Origin of the sequence: Acinetobacter johnsonii (genome assembly GCF_048551975.1) — a bacterium.
Taxonomy (GTDB): Bacteria; Pseudomonadota; Gammaproteobacteria; order Pseudomonadales; family Moraxellaceae; genus Acinetobacter; species Acinetobacter johnsonii_A.
On record NZ_JBIMCF010000286.1, the window covers coordinates 1 to 258 of the forward strand.

The 258-nt window shown below is 36.0% G+C and carries 1 protein-coding gene; it reads left to right on the top strand.

Translation table 11 applies throughout. The features are described from left to right. Window positions 1–12: 12 nt before the first annotated feature. A complete protein-coding gene (locus ACG9ZB_RS17520; protein ID WP_419326873.1) occupies window positions 13–132 on the top strand; it encodes a methionine/alanine import family NSS transporter small subunit in 120 nt (39 codons plus the stop codon). The last annotated feature ends 126 nt before the right edge of the window (window positions 133–258 follow it).

Genomic DNA, 258 nt, shown 5'->3' on the forward strand with positions numbered 1-258 from the left:
GCAATGGTGATGATGATCTTTTCTATGGTATTTTTATGGGGTGGACTTGTTTTGTCTATTTTACACTTGATGAAAAACCCTGAAGAACTCGATGAGTTTCTTGAAGAAGTGAAAGACCAGCATACGTTGTAATATTGGATGAGAAAGGCACTTCATTGATTTCATTTGTAATCAGTGAATGATAAAAAAACCGAGTGACTGTCACTCGGTGTTTTATGGCCTTTTTACAAGTTCTAGTAAAAATGTGACAGCTTCTGC